Source organism: Cupriavidus sp. 21MJTG02-4, from assembly GCF_057798975.1.
Window position 1 is genome coordinate 225,947 of the sequence record NZ_JBYOJP010000005.1, and the last position, 22,318, is coordinate 248,264.

Genomic DNA, 22,318 nt, shown 5'->3' on the forward strand with positions numbered 1-22,318 from the left:
CATACCGATCCTACTCGGACACGGTCGCCTGCCGATACGTTCAGCGCTTCGCGGCCGAACGCCCGATCGCGTGGTACTCGATGCCGGCCTGCGCCATGGCCTCCGGCTCGTACAGGTTGCGGCCATCGAAGATCACCGGCGTCTTCAGGCGCCGCTTGATCTGCTCGAAATCCGGGCTGCGGAACACCTTCCACTCCGTCACGATCACCAGCGCGTCGGCACCATCGAGCGTCTCCATCTGGCCGGTATGGAAGCTGATCTTGTCGATACCGCCCGGGATATCCGCGAGATCCGACTCCAGCGCGCGCCGGGCCTCGTCCATCGACACCGGGTCATGCGTACGCAGCGTGGCGCCGCGCGACACCAGTTCCCGTGCGAGCACGCGCGATGGCGCTTCGCGCATGTCGTCGGTATTGGGCTTGAAGGCCAGCCCCCAGAGCGCGAAGGTGCGCCCGCCGAGGTCCTCGCCAAAGTGGCGCACCACTTTGTCGCCCAGCACCTGCTTCTGCGCGCCGTTGACGGCCTCGACGGCCTCCAGCACGCGCATCGGCTTGCCGTGGTCCGCCGCCGTGCGCATCAGTGCCTGCACGTCCTTTGGGAAACAGGAGCCGCCATAGCCGGCACCCGCATACAGGAAACTGTAGCCGATGCGCGGGTCCGAGCCGATGCCCATGCGCACCAGTTCGATATCGGCCCCGACTTCGTCGGCCAGGTTGGCCAGTTCATTCATGAACGAGATCCGCGTGGCCAGCATCGAATTGGCCGCGTACTTGGTGAACTCGGCCGAGCGCACGTCCATATAGAAGGTGCGTTCGTGGTTGCGGTTGAACGGCGCATAGAGCTGGCGCATGGTGGCCTGGGCATGGCGGCCGGCGGCGTCGGCGCCACAGCCCAGCACGATGCGGTCCGGCCGCATGAAGTCTTCCACCGCGGCGCCTTCCTTGAGGAACTCTGGGTTCGACACCACGGAATACTGGAGATCCTCCAGGCCGCGCGCGGCGAGTTCCTCCCGAATGACTGCCGCAACGCGGTCGCCCGTGCCCACCGGCACGGTGGACTTGTCCACCACGACCTTGAACCCGGTCATATGGCGGCCGATATTGCGTGCCGCGGCGAGCACATACTTGAGATCGGCTGAGCCGTCTTCATCAGGCGGCGTGCCTACGGCGATGAACTGCACATCCGCGTGATCGACGCTGGCGGCCACGTCGGTCGAGAACGTCAGCCGTCCCGCCGCGCGGTTGCGCTGGATGATTTCCTGCAGGCCCGGCTCGTAGATCGGCACGCCGCCGGCGTTGAGCATGGCGATCTTCTTTTCATCGACGTCGAGGCAGAACACATCGTTGCCGAGTTCGGCCAGGCACGCGCCGGTGACAAGGCCAACATAGCCACTGCCAATAATGGTGACTTTCATAGCATGTACATGAAATGGTTTCGCACGGCGGCCGGGTCAGCCGAGTGCTTCCGATCGGCGGGGCGCATACGTCTCCCAACGGTTGCAGCCGGGACACTGCCAATAGAACAGCCGCGCGCGAAAGCCGCATTCGCGGCAGGTGTAGCGGGCAAGGTTGCGCGTACGCAGTTGCAGAAGATCACGGATCGCCACCGTCTCCCTGGCCCTGTCCTCGCCAGTGGAGTCATCGGCACCCGCCAACGCATCGCCGGCCTCGGCAACAGCGATGGCTGGCGCCATGTCGGCAGCCTGCGCTTCGAAATACTTGGTCAGCGCCAGCAGTGTCGGCTGGCGGCGCAGTTGCTCACGCATGAGGCGCGTCGCCGCTTCAGGCCCGTTTTGTTCCAACTCGGTCTTGAATGCAACATCGAGCAACTCCGGCGCAAGGCTGCCCTTGAGCAGACCGCGCAGCCAGTCGAGCGCGGCGCCTTGTTCTCCGAGCCCGGCATAGGCTTTCACCACGCGCTCGGCAACCAGCGGGAGGAACGAGGCATCCTGCCGCTCGATGCCGAGCCAGTGGCCCAACGCCGCGCGGGCGTCGCCGGCCGCGGCGGCCACGTCGCCCAGCAGGATCGGCGCGCGCACATTGGCGGGATTTTCCTGGATGGCCTGGTGCAGCCACTTGATCGCGTCTTCAGGCCGCTTGCGTTGCAGCGCATCCTGCGCGATTTCGCAGCAGAACTGGGCGATCTGCAAACGATAGTCGGTCTTCTCGAGCGACTGCAGCTCGCGCGCGGCGTCGATGGCCTTCTGCCACTCCTTCTCCACTTCGTAGAGCTCGAGCAGCACGCGCTTGGCCGAGGCCGCATACGGGCCGGACATCAGCCGGCGCAAGGATTCTTCGGCCCGGTCGAGCAGCCCGGCGCGCAGGAAATCCTGCCCCAGCTCATACAGCGCATGCTCGCGCTCGGGTTCGGGCAGGTCCGGACGCGTGGCCAGGTTCTGGTGTACCCGAATGGCACGCTCGGTTTCGCCGCGACGCCGGAACAGCGCCCCCAGCGCGAAGTGGAGTTCGGTGGTCTCGGGATCGAGCCTGGCCACCTCGATGAAGGCATCGATGGCCTGGTCCGGCTGTTCGTTGAGCAGGAAATTCAGGCCCTTGAAATACGAGCGCGGCAAGGCACCCTGCTCGCTGATGAGTTGGCGCACATCGAGGCGTGCCGCCATCCATCCAAGGCCAAAGACAAGTGGGAGCGCCAGCAGCCACCAGGTTTCAAACATCATGGATCAGACTTTCGGGCCAACTACGTTGTAAGGAGCGCTCTTGCCGTCACGTTCCGCGCCGGCCGGCGTCGGCTCGCGGCCGGCATCGCCGAGCGCCCGGCGCAGGCGCGCCACTTCCATGCGCTGGCGCATCAGGCCTGGTGCAATCGCGGCCAGGGCCGCAACGGCGCCCAGGACAAAGGCCACGAACAGGATCAGGATCAGCGGGGCGCGCCAGACGGCGTCAAAGAAAAGCTGCAGCGAAGCGTCCGCGGTATTGCGTAGCGCCAGCACGAACAGCAGCGCAAACAGGACGATGCGGATAATCCAGGCGACGAGTTTCATGCGGTAGTGGCAGGCGAGGCGTTGCGGGAGCGCACAGGCGCATCCCTGCGTGCGGCAGACCCCGGCATTGTAGCGGAATCACTTCCAGCAATCGGAAACGGCACGCCGACCGCGATGCGTTGAACAAAAAAAGCGCCCCGGGTGGAGCGCTTTTTTCTTTCACGACAACACAGTGCCGGCCTTCGGAGGCGGTCAGGAACGAGCCAGATTCAGCCCGCTGCCGTCATGCAGCACCGTCGAACCGGCCGGCGTGGTGCCCTGGGGCCCCTTGCCGGACGGCGAACCGGCCAGGTGTCCGTTGCTTGCGCCACCCGAAGGCGGCGTCAGGCTGCGGTCCACCCGTTCGCGCAACTCCTTGCCCGCCTTGAAGTGCGGCACCCGTTTTTCGGGCACCAGCACTCGCTCGCCGGACTTGGGATTGCGCCCAACGCGCGGCGGACGCCGGTTCAGACCAAAACTGCCGAATCCGCGGATCTCGATGCGATGGCCATCGGCCAGCGCATCCGACATCGCGTCGAGTATCGTTTTTACCGAGATGTCCGCATCCCGCAGCAGCAACTGCGGGAAACGGGCAGCCAGTTTTTCGACGAGCTCCGACTTGGTCATTGGCGTTCGCGCGGGCGTCAGGGCCTGCGATTACTGGTTGTCCTGGCCGAGCTTGGCCTTCAGCAGTGCGCCCAGGTTGGTCGTACCAGCGGTGCTGGTGTCGGCCTGGAACTTCTGCATGGCTTCCTGCTGCTCGACGTTGTCCTTGGCCTTGATCGACAGGTTGATGTTGCGCGACTTGCGGTCGACGTTCACAACCAGGGCAGTGATCTGCTCGCCTTCCTTCAGCACGTTGCGGGCGTCTTCCACGCGGTCAGCGGAGATTTCCGATGCACGCAGGTAGCCTTCCACGTCGTCAGCCAGCTGAACCACGGCGCCCTTCGGATCGACAGCCTTGATGGTGCCGGTCACGAGCGAGCCCTTGTCGTTGGCCGAGATGAAGTTGTTGAACGGATCGCCCGACAGCTGCTTGATGCCCAGCGAGATGCGTTCCTTGTCGACGTCGATGCCCAGAACCACGGCTTCCACTTCGTCGCCCTTCTTGTACTTGCGCACGGCTTCTTCGCCGGTTTCTTGCCAGGACAGGTCGGACAGGTGCACCAGGCCGTCGATGCCGCCAGGCAGGCCGATGAACACGCCGAAGTCGGTGATCGACTTGATCTGGCCCGACAGCTTGTCGCCCTTCTTCTGGTTGCGCGCGAAATCGTCCCACGGATTGGCCTTGCACTGCTTCATGCCCAGGCTGATACGACGCTTGTCTTCGTCGATATCCAGGACCATGACTTCGACTTCGTCGCCCAGCTGGACAACCTTCGACGGCGCCACGTTCTTGTTGGTCCAGTCCATTTCGGAGACGTGCACCAGGCCTTCGATGCCGGCTTCGATCTCGACGAACGCACCGTAGTCGGTCAGGTTGGTCACCTTGCCGAACAGGCGGGTGCCTTGCGGGTAGCGGCGCGAGATGCCCACCCACGGATCTTCGCCCAGCTGCTTCACGCCCAGCGAAACGCGGTTCTTCTCTTGGTCGAACTTGAGGATCTTGGCAGTGATTTCCTGACCCACCGACAGCACTTCGCTCGGGTGGCGGACACGGCGCCAGGCCAGGTCGGTGATGTGCAGCAGGCCGTCGATACCGCCCAGGTCCACGAACGCACCGTAGTCGGTGATGTTCTTGACGATACCGTTGACGATGGCGCCTTCCTTCAGGGTTTCCATCAGCTTCTGGCGCTCTTCGCCCAGCGTGGCTTCAACCACGGCACGGCGCGACAGCACAACGTTGTTGCGCTTGCGGTCCAGCTTGATGACCTTGAATTCCAGGGTCTTGCCTTCGTACGGGGTGGTGTCCTTGATCGGACGCACGTCAACCAGCGAGCCCGGCAGGAACGCGCGGATGCCGTTGACCATGACCGTCAGGCCGCCCTTGACCTTGCCGGTCACGGTACCCGAGATGATTTCGCCGTCTTCCAGCGCCTTCTCGAGGTTCAGCCACGATGCCAGGCGCTTGGCCTTGTCGCGGGACAGGATGGTGTCGCCATAGCCGTTCTCGAGTGCGTCGATGGCCACGGAGACGTAGTCGCCGGCCTGCACTTCGAGTTCGCCCTGGTCGTTCAGGAACTCCTCCACCGGCACAAATGCCTCGGACTTGAGGCCGGCGTTGACGACCACGAAGTTGTGGTCGATGCGCACGACTTCAGCGGAAATCACTTCGCCAGCCTTCATATTTGAGCGGGCGATCGATTCCTCGAACAGTGCGGCAAAGGATTCGTTAGTTTGCAGGTCGGACATAAACGTAAGTAGCAATCCGCGGTACACCGGCCGGCACGACGATCGTGCTCAGTCTGCCATGTGCAGCGGGGTCAAGTTGAACACTGCCGGCCACTCCCACAAAGGGGGCCGGCACCATGGTGCGGGTAGCGTCCATCGCTTGGGTACGCCTGACGAAAGTCAGTGTTTGCGCACAGCGGCGAACCACTCCAGCACCTGCGCCACTGCCTGATCCACCGTCATGTCGGAGGTATCGAGCAGGTTCGCATCCTCGGCGGGACGCAGCGGCGCGGCGGCACGGTTTCGATCCCGCGCGTCGCGCGACTCCAGGTCACGCAAAAGGTCTTCGATATTAGCAGAAATTCCCTTATCAATCAATTGTTTATAGCGCCTGCGAGCGCGCGCCTCAACACTTGCCGTCAGGAATACCTTGAGCTGGGCATCGGGGAAGATCACCGTGCCCATATCGCGCCCGTCGGCGACCAGCCCCGGCAGCTTGCGGAAATCGCGCTGCAGCTTGGTCAGCGCGTCGCGTACCGGCTGGTGCACAGCCAGGGCCGAGGCCCGGTTGCCGATCGCCTCGGCACGGATCGCCAGGCTTACTTCCTCGCCGGACAGCCAGACGCGGTCGGGACCGAACTTCACATCGAGGCGGGAGGCGGTTCTTGCAAGGGCATCGATATCACCGATGTCCACGCCCTCGCGGTCGCTGGCAAGCGCCACCAGGCGGTACAACGCGCCGCTGTCGAGCAGGTGGTAGCCGACCGCATCGGCCACCTTGTGCGCCACAGTGCCTTTGCCGGAGGCGGTTGGACCGTCAATGGTGATGACGTGAACGATAGTCATTGCTGATGATGCCGACAGAAAACTTCGATTTGAAATCAATTGAGAATCGTTATCATTTGATTCATCCTACCCAGGACGCAGCGTCCCGCTCGTTCCGGTTATTCCCTCTTCATGCGCGAGGCAATCTACCATGGCCAAGACCCTGACGTTCGGCATCATGCACCTCGGCATCGCCTTCAGCGTGACCTACACGCTGACGGGCAGCCTGGCCGTCAGTGGCGCGGTCACCTTTATCGAGCCGGCCATCAATACTGTGGCGCACTACTTCTTCGACCGCTACTGGGAACGACGGGAGCGCCGGCACGAACCGGCGCAAACGGGCACCACGGCGCTTAGCGCGTGATGCCGCCGAATACCGCGAAATAGTCCGGAAACGTCTTGGCTACGCAGCCGGGCTCGTTGATCCGGACCGGCAGCGGGCCGAATGCGGCCAGCGAGAAACACATGGCCATGCGATGGTCATCATAGGTGCCAATGCCATCGGCCGGGGTCTGCCACTGTGCGGGCGGTACCACCTTGAGGTAATCCGCACCCTCCTCGACCTGGGCTCCGAGCTTGCGCAACTCGGTCGCCATGGCCGTGATGCGATCGGTTTCCTTGACCCGCCAGCTGGCGATATTGGTGAGCGTTGTCGTGCCTTCGGCGAACAGCGCGGCCACTGCCAAGGTCATGGCGGCGTCGGGAATATGGTTGCAGTCCAGCTCGATGCCATTCAAGCGCCCGTCGTCGCGCTCGGTGCCGCGCACCTCGATCCAGTTATCGCCTGCCATGACGTTGGCGCCCATCCGGTTCAGCGCCTCGGCAAAACGCACATCGCCCTGGATGCTCGCCATGCCCACGCCTTCCACCCGCACCGGACCGCCGCCAATTGCGCCCGCCGCAAGAAAATAGGACGCGGAGGACGCATCGCCCTCGACAAAAATCTCTCCCGGCGACCGGTAGACCGCACCGGCGGGAACGATAAAGCGCTCCCAGCCTTGGCGCTCGACCTCGATGCCAAAACGCGAGAGCAGGTTCAGCGTGATCTCGATATACGGCTTGGAGATCAGCTCGCCGATCACTTCGATCTCGATCCTGCCACTGGCCGCCTGTGCCATGGGCAAGGTCATCAGCAAGGCCGTCAGGAACTGGCTCGACACGTCGCCGCGCACGCGGATCGGCGCGTCGATTCGGATCTGCGCGGCGCGGATATGCAAGGGCGGAAAGCCGTCATTGCCGAGGTAGCCGATGTCCGCGCCAACCTGGCGCAGGCCGTCGACGAGATCGCCGATGGGCCGCTCGTGCATGCGCGGCACACCAGATAGCTTGTAATCGCCGCCCTGCAGCGCGAGCGCAGCGGTCAGCGGACGAATCGCGGTGCCGGCATTGCCCATGAACAGCTCCGCCGCCTTGACGGGAAAATTGCCGCCCGAGCCGGTGACGATATAGTCGTTGCCTTCCTGGCGCCACGCGACGCCGAGCGTCTTCAGCGCCTGCAGCATGACGCGAGTGTCGTCCGAGTCGAGCAGGTCGCGCACGCGCGTCTCGCCGCCGGCCAGCGCTGCCAGCAGCAGCACGCGGTTTGAAATGCTCTTCGAGCCCGGCAGACGGACGGTGCCCGCGGCACGGGTAAGAGGGCCAATCGTCAGGTGTTCCATGGTCTTCACACTAGGGCGCGCATCACGGCTGCGCCGATTCAGGGTTCAATGTTGGCCGCGGCCTCGCGGTCCGCGCCCCATTGCAGGCGAGTCTTGCTCGCGCGCGCAAAAATGCGCTCCAGCGCCGCGCCGTCGCCCTTCTCGATCTGCGTCCTGAGATGCGTCAGCACCGACTGGTAGGTATTCAGCTCGCGCAGCAGTGCCTCGCGATTGGCCACGCAGATATCGCGCCACATTTCCGGCGACGACGCGGCAATGCGCGTGAAGTCGCGGAAGCCGCCACCGGCGAACGCGAGCTTGAGCGCCGCGTCCTCGGCATTGCCGACCTGCGCGACCAGCGCGTACGACAGCACGTGTGGCAAATGGCTGACGGCAGCAAAGACAGCGTCGTGCTGCACCGCCGACATGATGTGGCATTCCGCACCAGCGCTTTCCCACATCGCGCGCACCGCGGCGACATCGGCGCGCGCGTTTTCCTGCAGCGGGCATACCACGGTCTTCTTGCCGACATAGAGGTCGGCGAGCGCGGCTTCCACACCATTCAGCTCGCGACCCGCAATCGGATGCGCCGGGACGAACTGCGCCGCCTTGTCACCAAGCGCCGTCTTGGCCGCCATGATCACATCGGACTTGGTGCTGCCCGCATCGGTCACGATGGTGCCCGGCTTCAGGTGCGGCTCCAGCGCGTGCAGCAGCGCAAAATTCTGCGCCACCGGCGCGCACAGCACGATCACGCTGGCGTCGCGTGCGGCGTCTTCCAGCGAAGCGGCTTCGTCGATGACACCGAGGTCCAGCGCCTTCTGCAGCGAGGCGGGCGAGCGGCCCACGCCTACTACCTTGCCGACCACACCGGCGCGCTTGAGCGCAAGCGCGAGCGAACCGCCAATCAGGCCGACACCAACAATCACAACACGGGAAAAATGCAGAGCGCTCACAATCTCAGCCCTCGGGGGCGGGCAATACAGCGAATTCGAAAATAGCGAAAACAGGAAGGCATCGTCGTCGCGCGGCTTACTTCAGCGCGCGCTCCAGCGCCGCGATAAATGCGGCATTCTCATCAGGCAAGCCGATCGTGACACGCAGCCAGCGCGGCAAGCCGTAGTTGCCTACAGGACGGACAATCACGCCCTGCCTGAGCAACGCCAGGTTGACACGCGCGCCGGCGTCGTCGTCATCGCCCACGCGCACCAGCACGAAGTTGCCGGACGAAGCGACCGACTCAAGCCCGAGGCGCGAAAACGCGTCGACAAGTTGCGCCTTGCCGGCACGGTTCAGCTCGGCGCTGCGCTGCAGGAACGCCGTGTCGCCCAGCGCCGCAACGGCCGCAGCCTGGGCCACGCTGTTGACGTTGAACGGCTGGCGGATGCGGTTCAGCAGATCCGTCAGCTCGGGCTGCGCGACCGCATAGCCGATGCGCAGGCCAGCCAGTCCATATGCCTTCGAGAACGTGCGTGATACCAGCAGGTTCGGATAGCGGCGCACCCACGCCACCGAGTCATATTGCTGGTCATCGTCGAGGTATTCGTTGTACGCCTCGTCCAGCACCACGGCCACATGGGCGGGCACCTTGGCCAGGAATGCTTCCAGTGCCGCTGCAGGCGCGAACGTTCCAGTCGGATTGTTCGGGTTGGCGACGAACACCAGGCGGGTATCGGCAGTGATTGCCGCTGCCATGGCATCGAGATCATGGCCGTAGTCACGCGCCTTCACCACGATCGCGCGCGCGCCGATTTCCTGGGTCGCCAGCGCATAGACCGCGAACGAGTACTCGGCATACACCACCGACTGTCCCGGCGTGACCAGCGCGTGCGCGGCCAGCTCCAGGATGTCGTTGCTGCCATTGCCCAGCGTGATCCAGTCCTGCGGCACGCCGAGCTTCGCGGAAAGCGCTGCCTTAAGCTCGAAGCCGTTCGAGTCGGGATAGCGCCCAAGCTCGGCCACCGCCGCGGCCACAGCGTGCCTTGCGGATTCCGGCATGCCCAGCGGATTCTCGTTCGAGGCCAGCTTGACGATGCTGGCCTCGTTCAGCCCGAACTCGCGCGCCACCTCGGAAATCGGCTTGCCCGCCACGTAGGGCGAGATTGCCCTGACGTAATCCGGGCCAAACGGCAATTTGCCGCCTTGATTGCCTTGCTCTGCCATCTTGTCTCCTTGCCGCGCTTACTTGCTGGACGGGTACGACCCCAGCACCTTCAGGTAAGCCGCATTGCGCCGCAGCGTCTCGATCGCGCGTGCGACCGCCGGTTCATGCTGGTGACCTTCGACATCGACGTAGAAGTAGTACTCCCAGGCGCCACTGCGCGCCGGACGCGACTCGAACCGGCACATCGACACGCCGTTCTCCGCCAGCGGCGCAAGCAGCTGGTAGACCGCGCCGGCCTTGTTGGGCACCGACAGGATCATCGAGGTCTGGTCGCTGCCCGACGGCTCGGTCTCGTAGCGGCCGATCACGGCAAAGCGCGTGCGGTTATGCGGATCGTCCTGGATATGGGGGCGGATGACATGGAGGTGATAGCGGTTGGCCGCCGTTTCACCGGCAATGGCCGCGACCGTCGGATCTTCGCTCGCCATGCGCGCGGCCTCGGCATTGCTCGAGACGGCCTGGCGCTCCAGATGCGGATAGTTCGCGGTCAGCCAGTGCTGGCACTGCGCCAGCGCCTGCGCATGCGCGCGCACGACCTTGACGCCCTTCATGTCGGGCGAGGACGCCATCAGGTTGTGGTGCACCTTCAGCGCGATCTCGCCGCTGATCTTCAGCGAAGTCTGCAGGAACAGGTCCAACGTGCGCGACACCGCGCCTTCGGTGGAGTTCTCGACCGGCACCACGCCGTACTCGACGGTCCCCGCCTCCACCGCACGGAATACCTCGTCGATGCTCGGGCATGGCACGCCGGACACTTCATGGCCGAAGTGGGCATAGAGGGCCTGCTCGGAGAACGTACCGGCCGGGCCCAGGAAGGCAATTTCCAGCGGCTTTTCCAGCCCGCGGCAAGCCGACATCACCTCGCGCCAGATCGACGCGACGCTCTCGCCCAGCAGCGGCCCGGGATTGGCGGCCTGCACCTTGCGCACGACCTGCAGTTCGCGTTCAGGGCGAAACACCGGCGCGCCGTACTTCTTCTTCACTTCGCCGACGTCCAGCGCAAGTTGCGCGCGACGGTTCAGCATGGCCAGCAGTTCGCGGTCCACGGTGTCGATCTGCTCGCGCAGGGGGGCCAGTTCAGCGCCGAGCGCGCGTTCCGCCTCGCTCGGGGAAGCACCGCTCTGCGGCTTCTCCTCGCGCGCGGTGTTTTTGTCTTCGCTTGTCATTTGCAGAAACCCGTTGGGCCGCTCCGCGCGGGAGGGCCTGAGAATAAGACAACGCCGCGCGCCGATGGCATGCGGCCGGCCGATGCGGCGCCTTCAGGCAGCGGCGCGTTCGAATTCGCGCATGAAATCGATCAGGGCATAGACGCCTTCGATCGGCATGGCGTTGTAGATGCTGGCGCGCATGCCGCCCACGGACTTGTGGCCCTTGAGCTGCAGCAGGCCGTTGGCGCGGGCCTGCTGCAGGAACGCCTCGTTGCGGGTCTCGTCAGCGAGGAGGAACGGCACGTTCATGCGCGAACGGCAGTGAGGATCGATGTCGTTGCGATAAAAATCGCTCTGGTCGAGGAAGTCGTACAGCGCCTTGGCCTTGGCGATATTGCGCTGCTCGATCGCCGGCACGCCGCCCTGGCGCTTCAGCCACTTGAACACCAGGCCCGCAATGTAGATCGCATAAGTCGGCGGCGTGTTGTACATGGAGTCATGCTCCGCCACCACGCGCCAGTTGAACGCGGACGGGCACAGCGGGTGAGCGTGGCCCAGCAGGTCCTCGCGCACGATCACGATGGTCACGCCCGCGGGACCAATGTTCTTCTGCGCGCCGCCATACATGACCTGCACGCGCGACCAGTCCACCGGACGCGAGAGGATATGGCTCGAGGCGTCCGCGACCACGACGCGGCCCTTGTCCTGCCCGATATCCGGGATTTCGTGGAACTCCACGCCACCGATGGTTTCATTGGTGCAGAGGTGCACGTAGGCCGCGTCGTCCGACAGCTTCCAGTCGGCTACTGCGGGAATATTGGTGAACTTGCGGTCCGCGCTCGATGCGGCGATATTGACTTCGCCATAGCGCCGGGTCTCTTGCTCCGTCTTAACCGACCACGCGCCGGTCAGCACGAAATCCGCCTTGGGTTGCTCCGCATTGCGCAGGCGCATCAGGTTCAGCGGCACGATCGCGTTCTCGCCAATGGCGCCGCCTTGCAGGAACAGGATGCGGAAGTTCTTGGGAATGTGCAGAAGTTCGCGCAGATCCGCCAGGGTCTCGGCCAGAATGCCCTCGAACTCCTTGCTGCGATGGCTCATTTCCATGACCGACACGCCCGTCCCATGCCATGACAGCATTTCCTCGGCGGCCTGTTGCAGCACTTCGGCAGGCAGGGCTGCCGGGCCCGGCGAGAAGTTGAAGACACGTTCGGCCAATGCGCGCTGCAAGCCAGCGAGAGCGGGAGTCTGTGGATCGTTCATGGACTGGAAAAGAAAAATGGCTGCCGGTGTAACCCAAGCAGCCATTATCCCTCAAACCCGCATCCCGTAGGGCGATGCGGGGCGGGCGCCGGACCAGCGCCCTGCGCAGCCAGCGATTACTTCGCGGCAGCCGAGATTTCCTTTTCGGCGGCGTCGCGCATCGACTTGCCGACTTGCGGACCGTACTTCTGCATCATCGAACCCCAGATCTCCTGGGTCGCCTTGCCCTGGTTCGTCATGAACTTCTGGCCGGTCGGCGACTTCAGGAACGTGGTCAGGTCCTTGATTTCCTGGGTGCTGTAGTACTTGCCGAAGGCGTCATAGTGGGCCTGGATGGCATCCTTGCGGAAGCCGTCGGTATTGAATGCGGTGCCGGCACCATCGACCATGCGTTGCACGGCGCCATTCTTCTTCAGCTTCTCGACAGCGGCCTGCTTCTGCTTGTCGCTCAGCGTCTTGTTCTCGACCAGCACCTGCTCCAGCACCAGCGGAGCTTCCTGCTTGGCGCCCTGCTGCCAGTTGTCGGCCTGGCCCTTCACAGCCTGGTCAGCCTGCATGACGGAAAGCAGTTCCTTGATGGCTGCGGTCTTGTCCGCGTCCTGGGCGTGGGCGTGTTGCGCCACCATGAACGTAGGAACAAAAGCAGCCAGAACAGCGATACGTCGGTAGGTTTTGAGCATTGTGACTCCCTGGAAAATATGTCCGTTTTAGTCCGGCCCGCCATCAGGCGAGTTCCGGCCGGTGTCCTATTGTTGCAACAACTTACGAATTGGCGTCGGCGTCCGTGGGACCATCGGCTTCTTCCGCCTCTTCCGAGCCGGCGCCGGTATCGGCATCGCTTTCCACAATGCGCTGAAGACCCGACAATTTGGTGCCTTCGTCGACGTTGATCAGCGTAACGCCTTGCGTGGCACGACCCATCTCGCGGATTTCCGCCACGCGTGTGCGAATCAGCACCCCACCGGTGGTGATCAGCATGATCTCGTCTTCCGGCGAAACCAGTGCAGCAGCCACCACACGGCCATTGCGCTCGCTCGTCTGGATCGCAATCATGCCCTTGGTGCCGCGCCCGTGTCGAGTGTACTCAGTGATCGGCGTACGCTTGCCGTAGCCGTTCTCCGTGGCGGTGAGCACGCTTCCCGGCGCGTTGGCCTCGGTTTGCTCCGCCGTATCGACGCCCTCGGCCGTCTCCGCCGGAGCCACGAGCATGGCGATGACCGTCTGGCTTTCGTCGAGATTCATGCCTCGCACGCCACGGGCCTGGCGACCCATCGGACGCACGTCGTTCTCGTCGAAGCGCACGGCCTTGCCGGCATCCGAGAACAGCATCACGTCGTGCTGGCCATCCGTGACTGCGGCACCGATAAGGTAGTCGCCATCATCGAGGTCGACGGCAATGATGCCGGCCTTGCGCGGGTTGGAGAACTCCGTCAGCGCTGTCTTCTTGACCGTGCCGCGGGCAGTCGCCATGAAGATGAAATGCTCGGCGTCGAACTGGCGCACCGGCAGAATGACGTTGATCTTCTCGCCATCCGACAGCGGGAACATATTGACGATCGGCCGGCCGCGCGAATTGCGTGAGCCCTGCGGCACTTCATAGACCTTCAGCCAGTACAGGCGGCCGCGGTTTGAGAAGCACAGGATGTAGTCGTGGGTATTGGCCACGAACAACGTGTCGATCCAGTCGTCTTCCTTGGTGGCCGTCGCCAGCTTGCCGCGACCACCGCGCTTCTGGGCGCGGTACTCGGAAATCGGCTGGCTCTTCATATAGCCGCTGTGGGACAGCGTGACCACCATGTCTTGCGGGGTGATCAGATCCTCGGTATCCAGCTCGGTCGCGTTCAACTCGATTTGCGAACGGCGATCGTCACCGAATTCCGCGCGGATAGCGGTCAGTTCGTCGGAGATAATGGTGGTGATGCGCTCCGGACGAGCCAGGATATCGAGCAGATCGGCGATGATCGCCATCACTTCGCGATATTCCTGGACGATCTTGTCCTGCTCCAGGCCGGTGAGGCGTTGCAGGCGCATTTGCAGAATTTCCTGCGCCTGCGAGTCCGAAAGCCGGTACAGGCCATCGGACTGCATGCCGAACACGGCTGGCAGGCCATCCGGGCGATAGGAGGCCCGACCGCCCGGGGTGTTGGATTCGGCACGTGAGAGCATCTCGCGAACCAAGCCCGAATCCCAGGACTTCGTCATCAGTTCCTGCTTCGCGATCGGCGGCGTCGGCGCCGCCTTGATGATGGCGATGAACTCGTCGATATTGGCCAGCGCGACGGCCAGGCCTTCCAGCACATGGCCGCGCTCGCGCGCCTTGCGCAGCTCGAACACCGTGCGGCGGGTCACCACCTCCCTGCGATGCTGCAGGAAGTACTCCAGCATCTGCTTCAGGTTGAGCAGGCGCGGCTGGCGGTCGACCAGGGCCACCATGTTCATGCCGAAGGTGTCCTGGAGCTGGGTGTTCTTATATAGGTTGTTGAGGACGACCTCAGGCACTTCATTGCGCTTGAGTTCGATCACCACGCGCATGCCGGACTTGTCCGACTCGTCGCGGATGTCCGAGATGCCCTCGACCTTCTTGTCGGTGACCAGCTCGGCGATACGCTCGAGCAGCGTGCGCTTGTTCACCTGGTACGGCAGCTCGTCGACGATGATGGCCTGGCGCTGGCCGCGGTCAATGTCTTCGAAGTGGGTACGGGCACGCATGACGACACGGCCACGTCCGGTGCGATAACCCTCGCGCACGCCCTGGATGCCGTAGATAATGCCGGCGGTCGGGAAATCGGGCGCGGGAATCAATTCAATCAGCTCGTCGATCGTCGCCTGCGGATTTCGCAGCAGGTGAAGACAGCCGTCGACAATTTCATTCAGGTTATGTGGCGGGATATTGGTGGCCATGCCGACCGCAATACCCGACGAACCATTGATAAGCAGATTCGGAATTCGCGCCGGGAGAATAGCCGGCTCTTTTTCCGAACCATCATAGTTCGGATCGAAATCGACTGTTTCCTTGTCGATATCGTGAAGCATCTCGTGGGCGATTTTCGAGAGGCGGATTTCGGTATAACGCATGGCGGCCGCGTTATCCCCGTCCACCGAGCCGAAATTCCCCTGGCCATCGACCAGCATGTAGCGCAGCGAGAAATTCTGCGCCATGCGAACGATTGTGTCGTATACAGCAGTGTCGCCGTGTGGGTGGTACTTACCAATCACATCGCCGACGATACGGGCCGATTTCTTGTACGCCCGGTTCCAGTCGTTGTTGAGCTCATGCATCGCATAGAGCACGCGCCTGTGAACCGGCTTCAAGCCATCTCGTACATCGGGAAGCGCCCGGCCCACGATCACGCTCATTGCGTAATCCAGATACGAGCGGCGCATTTCCTCTTCGAGGGAGACCGGAAGGGTTTCTTTTGCGAATGGATCCATTGCGGCGTGGTTTATGCGGCGGGTTTAAGCGAAAGGAGGCCGGTGTTTTCCGCCCCTATGCGCGAGGCATCCGGCGGCTGGCCAACGTGCCATTCTAACATGCGCGCGAACCCGCCTCCGACCCCCTCCGCCGCCCCTGCCCAGCCCTCCGGCGCGCTTGGGTTGAAACCCGCAAAGCCTGATGCCACAAGGCTTTCCGGGTAGTTCAAGAGCCATGTTGCACAAACACCACAGGGGCCAAAACCCGTTGATTGAATCGAATATATTTACTTCTTAGGAAACGAGCCTTGTGGCACAATTCCCCAGCGAAGAGCCAGACGTTGTTCGAAGTGGAGCATACACCACATCGAGAATGTTATACTCCGAAGAATGTATGACTTGTTTTCGTCCATTTGCTCGCAGTAACCCTGCGGTGATCTCATCCTGAGAGGAGAAATATGAAAAAATTTGCCAAGCTCGCGCTCGTTGCAGCTACCGCAGTAATGGCTGCATCCGCTCAAGCCCAGTCCGTCCCCTATGAAAAGAAGGCCGTGAATGACAACTGGGGCAACGGTACGAGCGAGTACGTGTGGAAGAATGGCACGAACGAGCTCTGCTGGCGCGACAGCTCCTGGACCCCGGCTACCGCCAATGCCCTGTGCGACGGCGCCCTGGCCCCGGCCGCAGCACCGGCACCGGCACCGGCACCGGTTGCTCCTCCGGTTGTTTCCAGCGAGAAGGTCACTTTCGCTGCTGACACCCTGTTCGACTTCGACAAGGCTGTCCTGAAGCCGGAAGGCAAGGCCAAGCTGGACGACCTGGTCTCGAAGCTGCAAGGCATTACCCTGGAAGTCATCATCGCCGTTGGCCACACCGACTCGTTCGGTTCGGACAAGTACAACGATCGCCTGTCGATCCGTCGTGCTGAATCGGTGAAGGCTTACCTGGTGAGCAAGGGCGTTGAAGCCAACCGCGTGTACACCGAAGGCAAGGGCAAGCGTCAGCTGAAGGTTGATGCAAAGTCGTGCAAGGGCACTCGCAAGGCCCAGATCGCCTGCCAGCAGCCGAACCGTCGCGTGGAAGTCGAAGTGGTCGGCACCCGCAGCGCACGTTAATCGGACCTTTTCCGATGCAGAAAAAGCCCAGCGCAAGCTGGGCTTTTTTTTTGGTACAGTTGGCCAGACTTCCTCCTATCTGCCGGCTCGCGCACATGGCGCCGGGCCAGCATCGCACACCATGACGTCGCCTACGCACACCCTGCCGCCCTCGGCTGGCAATACCGCCGGCCGGAACGCCGATCCCAAGGAAATCGACAAATTCAGCGAACTGGCCCATCGCTGGTGGGATCCTAATAGCGAATTCAAGCCGCTGCACGACCTGAACCCGTTGCGCCTGAGCTGGATCGACGGGATCGCCGGACTGGCCGGCAAGAAGGTGGTCGATATTGGCTGCGGTGGGGGCATCCTGTCTGAAAGCATGGCGCGGCTCGGCGCTCAGGTCCGCGGCATTGACCTGTCAAGCAAAGCCCTGCGCGTCGCAGACCTGCATAGCCTGGAGTCCGGCGTCGCCATCACCTACGAGGAGATCGCCGCTGAAGCGCTCGCCGCCCGCGAACCTGGCAGCGTAGATGTCGTGACTTGCATGGAGATGCTGGAACATGTGCCGGACCCCGCCTCCATCATCCAGGCCTGTACAACGCTGGTGCGTCCCGGCGGTTATGTCTTCGTGTCCACGATCAATCGAAATCTGAAGGCCTACCTGATGGCTATCGTGGGAGCCGAGTACATTCTTCAGATGCTGCCGCGCGGCACGCATGATTATGAAAAGTTCATTACACCGTCTGAACTCGCTCGCTTTGCGCGCCATGCCGGACTGGAGCTGCTCGAGGTACGCGGCATGACTTACAACCCGCTCTCGCAGATCTATTCGCTGGGCCGGGATACGGACGTGAATTACATGATGGCCTTCCGCCGGGTGGGCGAATGATGACCAGGATTGACGCCGTATTTTTCGATCTGGACGGCACGCTGGCCGATACCGCCCCCGACCTGGCCGCTGCCGCCAATCGCCTGGTAGTGGAGCAGGGACGCCCCCCTGTCGCGTACGAGAAGTTGCGGCCGGTCGCCTCGCATGGCGCTCGCGGACTGCTCGGCGCAGCGTTCGGCAAGCGGCCCGAAGACCCTGACTTCCCTGCCCTGCGCGACCTGTTCCTCGATTATTACGAAGCCGACATTGCCGTTCATACCCGCCTGTTCGACGGCATGCCCCAGGTGTTGGCCGCACTCGAGGCCGCCGGCATCCGCTGGGGCATCGTCACCAACAAGATCGCGAGATTCACAGTTCCACTCGTGGCCGCCATCGGGCTCGCGCCGAGGGCCTCTGCCGTGGTCAGCGGCGACACGACGCCATACGCAAAACCTCATCCCGCGCCACTGTTGCACGCCGCCGAAGTGAGCGGCGTCGCACCGCAGCGATGCGTCTATGTGGGCGACGACTTGCGCGATATCCAGGCCGGCAAGGCAGCCGGCATGGTCACCATCACCGCCGCGTATGGATACTGCGGGGAAGGCGAACCGCCGGAAAGCTGGGGCGCCGACTACCTGGTGCGGCATCCTGCGGAGTTGATTCCGCTGCTCATGCCGGCCTGAGCGGGCGTTCGCAAGCAAAAGCGGAACCCGGCGCGGCAACATCCGTCCAAACCGGGTACAATCCGTTTTCTTATCACTGGGGCCGACCTGGTTTCGACGTGGGTTGCGAAGCAGTGGAGGGCATACCGAGGACCCGTCACCTCGTTAATCAATGGGAATGTAATAACTGCTAACGACGAACGTTACGCACTGGCAGCCTAAGGGCCGCCGTCCTCGCACTGGCTCGCTGACGGGCTAGGGTTCGCAAGAACCAGCGAGGTCATTTACGTCAGATAAGCCCCGTCGGTGTCACGACTGCAGGGACGAAAACCAAGTGACTCGCCGTAACAGAGCGTGTTCGTCCGCGATGGTACGGTTAAATCAAATGACAGAACTAAGTATGTAGAACTCTCTGTGGAGGGCTTGCGGACGCGGGTTCGATTCCCGCCGGCTCCACCAGTATTTCCGAAACCCAGCCTTTGCCAGGCTGGGTTTTTTCTTGGCCGGATGGCCACAAGACAAGCTGTCCGCCCACGCCGCATTGGCGTCTACAATACCGTCCTGCAGTCTGCCCTGTAGCGTTGCCATGTCCGACTATCCCCGCTTCACCATCAACCGCGCGCTGGTCGCGATCGTTCCGGAGCAGCCGTTCCTGGACTGGATCCGGGCCGTCGACCCGGAGCCCGTGCCCAACCTGACGCTCGAACACGTGCGGGAAGACCAGAGCGTTTTCCTGCTGCCGGAGGAACTCGCGGACACCACCGACAGTGCCCGGCATTGGGTGGAAAAACGCTGGCGCAGTTTCTTCGAATTCATGCTCGCCGAGTGGTTCGACGAGTCGCTGTGGCCAGAAAAGTTGTCGCTGGCCATGTTCCGCGACTGGTTCAGCCTTCACTACCACTCGACGGTATTCGACATGGTCGCGGATACCCCGCTGATGCACGACGACCTGTACGACGACGAAGACGGCGAGGAACTGCTGCACTGACGCAGCAGCCCCGCCCCGCCATCAGCGCAAAGCTCAGAGGAAGCGGTCGAGTATCTTGCGGCTGTGGCGATCCAGCGCCATCAGGTCGCGGATCAGGTAGTGGATGCCGTGGCTGTCTGAAATCAGCAGCGTGCTGCCGGCCAGGCGGCGGATGTCTTCCTCGCCGCGCAACACCAGGGTGGTCTGCCCCCGGTCGGTCTGCACGGTCCACTCGCTCGGCGTAGCGAACGTAGAGACGCTGACGATGTGCTGGATCTCCGGCATGAATTCGCGCGCGGCCAGTTCTTCTTCCACCAGCGCACGCTGCGGTCCCGAAAGCCCGTCGAGCCGCGGCACCCAGGCCAGCTCGCGGCCATCCGTGCTCATCATGCCGATGCCATCATCGGGCGCGCCGATCGGGAAGGCGCGCACCGGCACCACGCCCTCGTGCGCCGTGCCGTCGCCAAGCGTCAGCACCAGCTTGCCAAGCGCGTTGCGGCTCAGCGTGAATTCGGTATCGGGAATTTCGTCGGCGTCGAGATTGGCGTCATTAAGCATTGGCGGTCTCCGTGCCCAGCAGGGATTCCTCATCGGCCGGCTGGTCCTCGGTATCGACGTTGCGGGCTTGCGCCTGGTAGAGCTTGTAGTAGGCACCTTCGCGTGCGAGCAACTCATCGTGACCGCCCACTTCGACGATCTGGCCGCGGTCCATCACCACCAGGCGGTCGGCCTTGCGCAGCGTGGACAGACGATGCGCGATGGCGATCGTGGTCCGCCCCTGCACCAGGTTATCCAGTGCCTTCTGGATTTCCTTCTCGGTCTGCGTATCGACCGACGAAGTCGCCTCGTCCATGATCAGGATGCGCGGGTTGATCAGCAGCGCGCGCGCAATCGAAATGCGCTGCCGCTCGCCACCCGACAGCGCCTGGCCGCGTTCGCCGACCAGCGAGTCGTAGCCGTGTGGTAGCCGCAGGATGAATTCATGCGCATGCGCGGCGCGTGCGGCCGCAACGATCTCCTCGCGCGTGGCGTGAGGCTTGCCGTAGGCGATGTTCTCCGCGATCGTGCCGAAAAACAGGAACGGCTCCTGCAGGACCAGGCCGATATGGCGGCGGTACTCCGAAACCGGCAGCGAACGGATGTCGATGCCGTCGACGCGGATCGCACCTTCGGACACGTCATAGAAGCGGCAGATCAGGTTGACCAGCGTGCTCTTGCCCGAGCCGCTGTGCCCGACCAGTCCGATCATCTCTCCTGGCGCTATCGACAGGTCCAGGCCGCGGATCACCGCGCGGTTGCCGTAGCGGAAGCCGAGGTCGCGCATTTCGATGGCGCCCTCCACCTTCTCCAGCTTTGCCGGACGCAGGGGCTCCGGCACGCTCGACACGTGGTCGAGAATGTCGAAGATGCGCTTGGCGCCGGCCGCCGCCTTCTGCGTGACCGAGACGATGCGGCTCATCGAATCGAGCCGCGTATAGAAGCGGCTGATATAGGTCAGGAAAGCCACCAGCACACCCACCGTGATGGCGCTGTGCGACACCTGCCAGATACCGAACACCCACACCACCAGCAGCCCGATTTCCGTGAGCAGCGTCACGGTCGGCGTGAACAGCGACCACACCGCATTCACGCGGTCGTTGATGGCCAGGTTGTGCTTGTTGGCCTCGCGGAAGCGGGCCACTTCACGCTTCTCCTGCGCGAAGGCCTTGACCACGCGAATGCCCGGGATGGTGTCGGCCAGCACGTTGGTGATCTCCGACCAGATCCGGTCGATCTTCTCGAAGCCATGGCGCAGCCTGTCGCGCACCAGGTGGATCATCCACGCGATGAACGGCAGCGGCACCAGCGTCACCAGCGCGAGCCACGGATTGATCGAGATAAGGATGGCCGCCGTCATCACGATCATCAGCACGTCGGTCGCGAAGTCGAGCAGGTGCAGCGACAGGAAGACGCAGATGCGATCGCTTTCCGAGCCGATGCGCGCCATCAGGTCGCCCGTGCGCTTGCCGCCGAAGTATTCCAGCGACAGCTTCAGCAGGTGCTCGTAGGTGGTGGTGCGCAGGTCCGCGCCGATGCGCTCGGACACGCGCGCCAGCAGGTAGGTGCGCGCCCAGCCCAGGCTCCAGGCCACCAGTGCCGCGCCCAGCAGGCCGGCCAGGTACAGGCGCACCAGGTCATAGTTGATCGGCACGCCGTTCTGGAACGGGATCAGCACCTTGTCCATCAGCGGCATGGTCAGGTACGGCGGCACCAGCGTGGCCGCCGTGGACAGCAACGTCAGGAGGAAACCCGTCAGCAGCTCCCAGCGGTACGGGCGCGCAAAGCGCCACAGGCGCAGTAGCGCCCAGGTCGATGGCGGGGTTTCCAGTTCACGGCTGCATTGCGGGCATTGCTCCTCGCCGGGCGGCAGCGGGGCCTTGCAGGTGGGGCACAGCACTTCGCCGGCATCCTGTGGTACCTCGGCAACAGCCGCGTCGCGGCGCGCCTCGAACTGGTCAACCAGTCGCAGCGCGGCGGGATTGTAACCAAGCGTGTAGCGCCAGCAGGCGAGGCGAGCCGTGTCATTCCCCAGTTCGAGCGTGCCAACGCCCGCGTGGTCGGTATGCGAGAGGTGCAGACCGGGCTCGATGGCCCATTCCCGCACACTTTTTTCACCGGGAGCGCGAGCCAGAAGACGCCGGTCCGTCACAACCAGCCACCCTTGGGTAAAATGCAGCCTCGCGTCGAGGTCGAGTTCCAGCCCGGCCAGGACGGTCTCGTCGGGGCGAAGCGCGGCGCCGGCTTCGGCCCGCCAGGGCTCGTCCGGGGCGTTGCTTTGTGAGACAGGCAGGGAGGATTGGGTCATTGTCGGCGCGCCTTGCAGCGTCCAGCGGAAACGGACATAACTTGAAACAATTTAGAATGGCCGCACACTGGCGGCCCGCGATTTTGCCCGCAAGTATACATAACGCAAACCAGCGGGGCT

The 22,318-nt window shown here is 63.4% G+C and carries 20 protein-coding genes and 1 other RNA gene; 6 read left to right on the plus strand and 15 right to left on the minus strand.

The window, feature by feature from the left end; translation table 11 throughout:
- Positions 1 to 40: 40 nt before the first annotated feature.
- From AC3FKH_RS12720 to cmk, 6 genes are all read right to left on the minus strand, one after another.
- The gene (locus tag AC3FKH_RS12720) at positions 41 to 1,414 is read right to left on the minus strand and encodes a UDP-glucose dehydrogenase family protein (protein ID WP_488675976.1); all 1,374 of its coding nucleotides are present in this window, start codon (positions 1,412 to 1,414) and stop codon (positions 41 to 43) included.
- A gap of 36 nt (positions 1,415 to 1,450) precedes the next feature.
- Positions 1,451 to 2,677: a lipopolysaccharide assembly protein LapB gene (gene lapB / locus AC3FKH_RS12725; protein WP_488675977.1), complete on the minus strand. Its 1,227-nt coding sequence runs from the start codon at positions 2,675 to 2,677 to the stop codon at positions 1,451 to 1,453.
- A 3-nt stretch (positions 2,678 to 2,680) separates the two neighbouring features.
- Positions 2,681 to 3,001, minus strand: a complete 321-nt coding sequence (locus AC3FKH_RS12730; protein WP_488675979.1) for a lipopolysaccharide assembly protein LapA domain-containing protein — start codon at positions 2,999 to 3,001, stop codon at positions 2,681 to 2,683.
- A gap of 192 nt (positions 3,002 to 3,193) precedes the next feature.
- Positions 3,194 to 3,607, minus strand: coding sequence for an integration host factor subunit beta (locus tag AC3FKH_RS12735; protein ID WP_488675981.1), 414 nt, complete (start codon positions 3,605 to 3,607; stop codon positions 3,194 to 3,196).
- Between the two features lie 30 nt (positions 3,608 to 3,637).
- Positions 3,638 to 5,332, minus strand: a complete 1,695-nt coding sequence (gene rpsA / locus AC3FKH_RS12740) for a 30S ribosomal protein S1 (protein ID WP_483710733.1) — start codon at positions 5,330 to 5,332, stop codon at positions 3,638 to 3,640.
- A 159-nt stretch (positions 5,333 to 5,491) separates the two neighbouring features.
- Entirely contained in the window at positions 5,492 to 6,157 is a 666-nt protein-coding gene (gene cmk / locus AC3FKH_RS12745; RefSeq protein WP_488675983.1) for a (d)CMP kinase, read from the minus strand.
- 130 nt (positions 6,158 to 6,287) lie between these two features.
- Between cmk and AC3FKH_RS12750 the strand changes: the two genes are divergently transcribed.
- Positions 6,288 to 6,500, plus strand: a complete 213-nt coding sequence (locus tag AC3FKH_RS12750; RefSeq protein WP_483729988.1) for a DUF2061 domain-containing protein — start codon at positions 6,288 to 6,290, stop codon at positions 6,498 to 6,500.
- Here AC3FKH_RS12750 and aroA read toward each other — a convergent pair.
- The 7 genes from aroA to gyrA all read right to left on the minus strand — a co-directional run bounded on the left by aroA (position 6,490) and on the right by gyrA (position 15,780).
- Positions 6,490 to 7,794 (minus strand): 3-phosphoshikimate 1-carboxyvinyltransferase, encoded by a 1,305-nt coding sequence (aroA, locus tag AC3FKH_RS12755; protein WP_488675985.1) that lies wholly within the window; start codon positions 7,792 to 7,794, stop codon positions 6,490 to 6,492. The two genes, AC3FKH_RS12750 and aroA, sit on opposite strands and share 11 nt — an antisense overlap.
- 38 nt (positions 7,795 to 7,832) lie before the next feature.
- Positions 7,833 to 8,729 carry a prephenate dehydrogenase gene (locus AC3FKH_RS12760; protein WP_488675986.1) on the minus strand — a complete coding sequence of 299 codons (897 nt, stop codon included), beginning with the start codon at positions 8,727 to 8,729 and terminating at the stop codon, positions 7,833 to 7,835.
- Between the two features lie 76 nt (positions 8,730 to 8,805).
- Entirely contained in the window at positions 8,806 to 9,936 is a 1,131-nt protein-coding gene (gene hisC, locus AC3FKH_RS12765; RefSeq protein WP_488675988.1) for a histidinol-phosphate transaminase, read from the minus strand.
- 18 nt (positions 9,937 to 9,954) lie between these two features.
- Entirely contained in the window at positions 9,955 to 11,103 is a 1,149-nt protein-coding gene (pheA, locus tag AC3FKH_RS12770; RefSeq protein ID WP_488675990.1) for a prephenate dehydratase, read from the minus strand.
- A gap of 93 nt (positions 11,104 to 11,196) precedes the next feature.
- The gene (gene serC / locus AC3FKH_RS12775) at positions 11,197 to 12,348 is read right to left on the minus strand and encodes a 3-phosphoserine/phosphohydroxythreonine transaminase (protein WP_483710726.1); all 1,152 of its coding nucleotides are present in this window, start codon (positions 12,346 to 12,348) and stop codon (positions 11,197 to 11,199) included.
- A 116-nt stretch (positions 12,349 to 12,464) separates the two neighbouring features.
- Positions 12,465 to 13,028, minus strand: coding sequence for a DUF2059 domain-containing protein (locus AC3FKH_RS12780; RefSeq protein ID WP_483729994.1), 564 nt, complete (start codon positions 13,026 to 13,028; stop codon positions 12,465 to 12,467).
- Between the two features lie 82 nt (positions 13,029 to 13,110).
- A complete protein-coding gene (gene gyrA / locus AC3FKH_RS12785; protein WP_488675992.1) occupies positions 13,111 to 15,780 on the minus strand; it encodes a DNA gyrase subunit A in 2,670 nt (889 codons plus the stop codon).
- Positions 15,781 to 16,217: 437 nt separating this feature from the next.
- On the opposite strand from gyrA, the gene ompA reads away from it, so the two are divergent.
- From ompA to AC3FKH_RS12810, 5 genes are all read left to right on the plus strand, one after another.
- Positions 16,218 to 16,874: an outer membrane protein OmpA gene (gene ompA / locus AC3FKH_RS12790; RefSeq protein WP_211947270.1), complete on the plus strand. Its 657-nt coding sequence runs from the start codon at positions 16,218 to 16,220 to the stop codon at positions 16,872 to 16,874.
- Between the two features lie 121 nt (positions 16,875 to 16,995).
- Positions 16,996 to 17,745, plus strand: a complete 750-nt coding sequence (gene ubiG, locus AC3FKH_RS12795; RefSeq protein ID WP_488675995.1) for a bifunctional 2-polyprenyl-6-hydroxyphenol methylase/3-demethylubiquinol 3-O-methyltransferase UbiG — start codon at positions 16,996 to 16,998, stop codon at positions 17,743 to 17,745.
- Positions 17,745 to 18,407, plus strand: a complete 663-nt coding sequence (gene gph, locus AC3FKH_RS12800) for a phosphoglycolate phosphatase (protein ID WP_488676280.1) — start codon at positions 17,745 to 17,747, stop codon at positions 18,405 to 18,407. The genes ubiG and gph overlap by 1 nt, the downstream gene beginning before the upstream one ends.
- A 78-nt stretch (positions 18,408 to 18,485) precedes the next feature.
- Positions 18,486 to 18,845, plus strand: a transfer-messenger RNA (tmRNA) gene (ssrA, locus tag AC3FKH_RS12805).
- Between the two features lie 127 nt (positions 18,846 to 18,972).
- Entirely contained in the window at positions 18,973 to 19,374 is a 402-nt protein-coding gene (locus tag AC3FKH_RS12810; RefSeq protein WP_488675997.1) for a hypothetical protein, read from the plus strand.
- A 33-nt stretch (positions 19,375 to 19,407) separates the two neighbouring features.
- Here the strand turns inward: AC3FKH_RS12810 and AC3FKH_RS12815 are convergent, their stop codons facing one another.
- Positions 19,408 to 19,911 carry a cyanophycin metabolism-associated DUF1854 family protein gene (locus tag AC3FKH_RS12815; RefSeq protein ID WP_483730000.1) on the minus strand — a complete coding sequence of 168 codons (504 nt, stop codon included), beginning with the start codon at positions 19,909 to 19,911 and terminating at the stop codon, positions 19,408 to 19,410.
- Positions 19,904 to 22,198: a cyanophycin metabolism-associated ABC transporter gene (locus AC3FKH_RS12820; RefSeq protein WP_488675999.1), complete on the minus strand. Its 2,295-nt coding sequence runs from the start codon at positions 22,196 to 22,198 to the stop codon at positions 19,904 to 19,906. Before AC3FKH_RS12820 ends, AC3FKH_RS12815 begins: the two co-directional genes overlap by 8 nt.
- Positions 22,199 to 22,318: the final 120 nt, after the last annotated feature.

What these genes read in the sequence shown, in the direction of transcription:
- AC3FKH_RS12735 (WP_488675981.1), bottom strand. Translation starts at nt 3,607, where the DNA reads ATGACCAAGTCGGAGCTCGTCGAAAAACTGGCTGCCCGTTTCCCGCAG.
- ubiG (WP_488675995.1), top strand. Translation starts at nt 16,996, where the DNA reads ATGACGTCGCCTACGCACACCCTGCCGCCCTCGGCTGGCAATACCGCC.
- rpsA (WP_483710733.1), bottom strand. Translation starts at nt 5,332, where the DNA reads ATGTCCGACCTGCAAACTAACGAATCCTTTGCCGCACTGTTCGAGGAA.
- AC3FKH_RS12720 (WP_488675976.1), bottom strand. Translation starts at nt 1,414, where the DNA reads ATGAAAGTCACCATTATTGGCAGTGGCTATGTTGGCCTTGTCACCGGC.
- pheA (WP_488675990.1), bottom strand. Translation starts at nt 11,103, where the DNA reads ATGACAAGCGAAGACAAAAACACCGCGCGCGAGGAGAAGCCGCAGAGC.
- ompA (WP_211947270.1), top strand. Translation starts at nt 16,218, where the DNA reads ATGAAAAAATTTGCCAAGCTCGCGCTCGTTGCAGCTACCGCAGTAATG.
- gyrA (WP_488675992.1), bottom strand. Translation starts at nt 15,780, where the DNA reads ATGGATCCATTCGCAAAAGAAACCCTTCCGGTCTCCCTCGAAGAGGAA.
- serC (WP_483710726.1), bottom strand. Translation starts at nt 12,348, where the DNA reads ATGAACGATCCACAGACTCCCGCTCTCGCTGGCTTGCAGCGCGCATTG.
- lapB (WP_488675977.1), bottom strand. Translation starts at nt 2,677, where the DNA reads ATGATGTTTGAAACCTGGTGGCTGCTGGCGCTCCCACTTGTCTTTGGC.
- gph (WP_488676280.1), top strand. Translation starts at nt 17,745, where the DNA reads ATGACCAGGATTGACGCCGTATTTTTCGATCTGGACGGCACGCTGGCC.
- AC3FKH_RS12730 (WP_488675979.1), bottom strand. Translation starts at nt 3,001, where the DNA reads ATGAAACTCGTCGCCTGGATTATCCGCATCGTCCTGTTTGCGCTGCTG.
- AC3FKH_RS12820 (WP_488675999.1), bottom strand. Translation starts at nt 22,198, where the DNA reads ATGACCCAATCCTCCCTGCCTGTCTCACAAAGCAACGCCCCGGACGAG.
- AC3FKH_RS12815 (WP_483730000.1), bottom strand. Translation starts at nt 19,911, where the DNA reads ATGCTTAATGACGCCAATCTCGACGCCGACGAAATTCCCGATACCGAA.
- aroA (WP_488675985.1), bottom strand. Translation starts at nt 7,794, where the DNA reads ATGGAACACCTGACGATTGGCCCTCTTACCCGTGCCGCGGGCACCGTC.
- AC3FKH_RS12780 (WP_483729994.1), bottom strand. Translation starts at nt 13,028, where the DNA reads ATGCTCAAAACCTACCGACGTATCGCTGTTCTGGCTGCTTTTGTTCCT.
- AC3FKH_RS12810 (WP_488675997.1), top strand. Translation starts at nt 18,973, where the DNA reads ATGTCCGACTATCCCCGCTTCACCATCAACCGCGCGCTGGTCGCGATC.
- AC3FKH_RS12750 (WP_483729988.1), top strand. Translation starts at nt 6,288, where the DNA reads ATGGCCAAGACCCTGACGTTCGGCATCATGCACCTCGGCATCGCCTTC.
- cmk (WP_488675983.1), bottom strand. Translation starts at nt 6,157, where the DNA reads ATGACTATCGTTCACGTCATCACCATTGACGGTCCAACCGCCTCCGGC.
- hisC (WP_488675988.1), bottom strand. Translation starts at nt 9,936, where the DNA reads ATGGCAGAGCAAGGCAATCAAGGCGGCAAATTGCCGTTTGGCCCGGAT.